The sequence below is a fragment of the Rickettsiales endosymbiont of Peranema trichophorum genome (assembly GCF_004210275.1).
GTDB lineage: Bacteria > Pseudomonadota > Alphaproteobacteria > Rickettsiales > Midichloriaceae > RICK02.
Map to the genome: position 1 here is coordinate 1 of NZ_SCFA01000086.1, position 2,873 is coordinate 2,873.

General features: G+C 37.0%; 3 protein-coding genes. 2 read left to right on the forward strand and 1 reads right to left on the reverse strand.

Features of this window, described 5'->3' with window-relative positions:
- Window positions 1-697 precede the first annotated feature (697 nt).
- Both EDM53_RS04450 and EDM53_RS04455 read left to right on the forward strand, forming a co-directional pair.
- Complete coding sequence (locus EDM53_RS04450) at window positions 698-1,999, forward strand: IS110 family RNA-guided transposase (protein ID WP_130122464.1); 1,302 nt, start codon at window positions 698-700, stop codon at window positions 1,997-1,999.
- 84 nt (window positions 2,000-2,083) lie between these two features.
- Window positions 2,084-2,404, forward strand: a complete 321-nt coding sequence (locus EDM53_RS04455; RefSeq protein ID WP_130122462.1) for an IS4 family transposase — start codon at window positions 2,084-2,086, stop codon at window positions 2,402-2,404.
- Window positions 2,405-2,464: 60 nt separating this feature from the next.
- Here EDM53_RS04455 and EDM53_RS04460 read toward each other — a convergent pair whose 3' ends face one another.
- Window positions 2,465-2,770 (reverse strand): winged helix-turn-helix domain-containing protein, encoded by a 306-nt coding sequence (locus tag EDM53_RS04460; protein ID WP_130122463.1) that lies wholly within the window; start codon window positions 2,768-2,770, stop codon window positions 2,465-2,467.
- Window positions 2,771-2,873: the final 103 nt, after the last annotated feature.

Sequence of the window (2,873 nt, forward strand, 5' to 3'; positions counted from 1 at the left end):
GTAACTTACAGCCTGTGGAAAACAAGAGCGAAGGTCTTTAAGAACATAGTGTATATAGAAGTATTTAAAGGTTCTGTGGTTGCTCATGTGAAATAAGACTAGTATTGTCATAACCTCTGAAAGAGCCATTCTACAAGGCTTATTGCGTTTTTTATTTGGGTTAGGCAAACCAAATCTCTTATTTTTTTCTCCAAAGGTGTTGCAAAAATCATCAATATGACAGAAGATGTCAGTGAGGAATGGGAATATAGACTACCTGTTTAATTTGGGTTAAAAAGATAAGCTTACTCTCATTCCTTTCCATCCGCAACTCTCTCTTTACACCATTTCCAACTCATCCTTATATCAAACTGAGTGACCTAGGCTGGAAGTGCCAAGTATCAAAAAAGAAGTATTGTTGATAGAATATCGACTGATATATTTGTACTGTAAAAGCCGTATAACCATTAGTGCTTTATGCCTGAAACTGAGTGTGGTTACAGAGGTTTGCGACAGTATCATTGGTGAGGTGTAAATACCATCTCGTTTAGGAGATAGCCGTTTATGAAAACTTCTGCTGTACAAGTATGTCATTTTCTAATTTTTACTATGGAGAAAAGATATGGATAGTAGCGCTGTAAGGAAACCAACTAAATTGAAAGGAAAAAGTCTAAATAATAAGTCAAGATTACCAAAACACTTGAAACATATTAATAAAATGGCAGCTGGTATTGATATAGGTTCGAGAGGACATTTTGTAGCGGTACCGGAAGGATGCGCAGAGATTTGTGTACGTGAATTTAAGAGTTTTACTAGTGATCTATATGATTTAGCTGATTGGTTAAAGCAGTGTAACATAGAAACTGTAGCAATGGAATCAACTGGTAGTTATTGGATTCCATTATATGAGATATTAGAAGCTAGAGGTGTTGAGGTAAAGCTTGTGGACGCCAGGCATGTAAAGAATGTTAGTGGTCGCAAAACCGACGTATTAGACTGCCAATGGCTTCAACAATTGCATAGCTATGGTTTATTACATGGTGCTTTTCGTCCGGAAGAACAAATTTGTATTCTTCGTAGTTACTTAAGACAAAGGAGTATGTTAATTCAACAAGCAGGAAGGCATGTACAACATATGCAGAAAGCACTAACGCAAATGAATATACAACTACAGCATGTAATTAGTGATCTGACAGGTGTTACTGGACTACGTATTGTTCGTGAGATTGTTGGCGGTGAACGCGACCCCAAAATATTAGCAGGTTATAGAAATCACCATTGTAAAAGTTCAGTTGAAAAGATAGAGAAATCGTTAACAGGAAATTATCGCGATGAGCATGTTTTTGCACTAAAACAAGGATTAGAGCTTTATGAGACTTATCATGAAAAGATCAAAGCATGCGATCAAGAGATCGAAAAACAATTGCTAAATTTTAGGAATAAGCCTCAACAAATAAGAGAGGATGATAGGAACCACAAAAGCAGAGGTAACTCAAAGAATAGATTGTCATTTGATGTTACGTCACATTTAATCCGCATAACAGGAGTTGATTTAACAGCAATACCTGGGATTGAAGCATCGAGTGCCATTAGAATTATTTCAGAAATTGGACTTGATCTAAGTCGCTGGAAAAGCAGTAAGCAATTTGCATCATGGCTTGGAGTATGTCCTGGGAATAGAGTGTCTGGAGGTAAAAGTTTAAGTGGTAAGAGTAAAAGAACGGCAAATTACGCTGCCTCTGCCTTCCGAATGGCTGCAAGTACACTGCATGGTAGCAAAAGTGCTTTAGGCTCGTTCTTTCGGCGTTTAAAGTCTCGATTGGGTGCGCCTAAAGCAATAACAGCATCTGCTCATAAATTAGCTGTTATTATGTTCAATATGCTCAAAAATGGTACTGAATATTTTGATACTGGGCAAGATTATTATGACAAACGATATCGCGAACGCATCATTCATAACTTAGCTTCCAAAGCTAAATCTTTAGGTTTAAAAGTAGTTCCTGATCCTTCTATTACATAACCTTCATCACTACTTCTTTAGGAGGTTAATATTGAAGAGTGCAGACTACAAAGTGCAGATCGTTTAATACGTTACATATCTCTAATGTCTGTTGTTGCTTGGCGCCTTTATTATATTACAAATATTGCTAGGGGGGCGGACCAGGATTCTATTTGTACCAGGATATTAACGGTTCATGAATGGCAGGCGCTTTATTTAAAAGTGCACCGTGGAAAATCATTACCTAATGAACCACCAACAATAGCGCAAGCAATCTATTGGATTGGGAGATTAGGAGGTTTCCTTGGAAGAAAAAATGACAAATACCCTGGTATCACAGTATTATGGCGACGCTGGACAAAGCTTAGTCAAATTGTAGATGACTATTTGTTATTTGCTCATCCTAAACTTGTGGGTAATAGTTAGAACTTTACTGAAGGGACACAAAAAAATACCTCATGCTCTGGTTTATTCAGCATCAATTCTTCAAGATTTTTTTTTAAACTTAGCTTGACTTGTTTTATCCTTCTTATAATGACTTGGCCTAGGTGTAATATAAGAAAAACCTAATCGCTTAAATAACCTATGTGCAGTAGCCTTGCTGATATCTATATCAAAATTCTCTTTCACAAAAACACGGACCTTTTCTGTATTCAGGTGTGCACCATGTTCCTCTATATACCGTTGAACTTCAAGTTCTTGTTTGCTCTCTAATTTCGACCGTCTACCTCGACCAGCTCCTACAGCAAAATTCTTAACACCTCCAGTGCTTATTTTTGATATCCAGCGCATCAACGTCTCTCGACTAATATTAGACCTCTTTCGAAACTGATTTATAGTAACTCTAAATTATAAATGCCAGCGATTAGATTAAATCTAAGGCCAAATCTTTTTC

Bases quoted from the DNA above. Each gene is read 5' to 3' on its own strand.
- EDM53_RS04450 (WP_130122464.1), top strand. From the start codon at position 698: ATGGCAGCTGGTATTGATATAGGTTCGAGAGGACATTTTGTAGCGGTA.
- EDM53_RS04455 (WP_130122462.1), top strand. From the start codon at position 2,084: ATGTCTGTTGTTGCTTGGCGCCTTTATTATATTACAAATATTGCTAGG.
- EDM53_RS04460 (WP_130122463.1), bottom strand. From the start codon at position 2,770: ATGCGCTGGATATCAAAAATAAGCACTGGAGGTGTTAAGAATTTTGCT.